Source organism: Neisseria sp. HMSC056A03, assembly GCF_001815685.1.
Taxonomy (GTDB): Bacteria; Pseudomonadota; Gammaproteobacteria; order Burkholderiales; family Neisseriaceae; genus Neisseria; species Neisseria subflava.
In genome coordinates this window covers 1-1,186 of record NZ_KV821622.1, presented here as the reverse complement: position 1 = coordinate 1,186, position 1,186 = coordinate 1, and the positions used below count along the sequence as shown (strand labels likewise).

General features: G+C 48.4%; 1 protein-coding gene. It reads left to right on the top strand.

The genetic code is table 11. The features are described 5' to 3' along the window. Position 1: 1 nt before the first annotated feature. Positions 2-1,186 (top strand): elongation factor Tu, encoded by a 1,185-nt coding sequence (gene tuf, locus HMPREF3052_RS04815; RefSeq protein WP_004520187.1) that lies wholly within the window; start codon positions 2-4, stop codon positions 1,184-1,186.

Genomic DNA, 1,186 nt, shown 5'->3' with positions numbered 1-1,186 from the left:
CATGGCTAAGGAAAAATTTGAACGTAGCAAACCGCACGTAAACGTTGGCACCATCGGTCACGTTGACCATGGTAAAACCACTCTGACTGCTGCTCTGACTACTATTTTGGCTAAAAAATTCGGTGGTGCTGCAAAAGCTTACGACCAAATCGACAACGCTCCTGAAGAAAAAGCTCGTGGTATTACCATTAATACCTCACACGTAGAATACGAAACTGAAACTCGTCACTACGCACACGTAGACTGCCCGGGTCACGCCGACTACGTTAAAAACATGATTACCGGTGCTGCCCAAATGGACGGCGCGATCTTGGTATGTTCCGCAGCTGATGGTCCTATGCCTCAAACTCGCGAACACATCCTGTTGGCTCGCCAAGTAGGTGTACCTTACATCATCGTATTCATGAACAAATGCGACATGGTTGACGATGCCGAGCTGTTGGAACTGGTTGAAATGGAAATCCGTGACCTGTTGTCAAGCTACGACTTCCCAGGCGACGACTGCCCAATCGTACAAGGTTCTGCACTGAAAGCTTTGGAAGGTGACGCTGGTTACGAAGAGAAAATCTTCGAATTGGCTGCTGCTCTGGACAGCTACATCCCAACACCTGAGCGTGCTGTGGACAAACCTTTCTTGTTGCCTATCGAAGACGTATTCTCTATCTCTGGCCGTGGTACAGTAGTAACTGGTCGTGTAGAGCGCGGTATCATCCACGTTGGTGACGAGATCGAAATCGTAGGTCTGAAAGAAACCCAAAAAACCACTTGTACCGGCGTTGAAATGTTCCGCAAACTGCTGGACGAAGGTCAAGCTGGTGACAACGTAGGCGTATTGCTGCGTGGTACCAAACGTGAAGACGTAGAGCGTGGTCAAGTATTGGCTAAACCAGGTACCATTACTCCTCACACCAAATTCAAAGCAGAAGTATACGTACTGAGCAAAGAAGAGGGTGGTCGTCACACTCCATTCTTCGCTAACTACCGTCCACAATTCTACTTCCGTACTACTGACGTAACTGGTGCAGTTACTTTGGAAGAAGGCGTAGAAATGGTAATGCCAGGTGAGAACGTAACCATTACTGTAGAACTGATTGCGCCTATCGCTATGGAAGAAGGTCTGCGCTTTGCGATTCGCGAAGGTGGTCGTACCGTAGGTGCGGGTGTGGTTTCTTCTGTAATCGCTTAA

Bases quoted from the DNA above. Each gene is read 5' to 3' on its own strand.
- tuf (WP_004520187.1), top strand. From the start codon at position 2: ATGGCTAAGGAAAAATTTGAACGTAGCAAACCGCACGTAAACGTTGGC.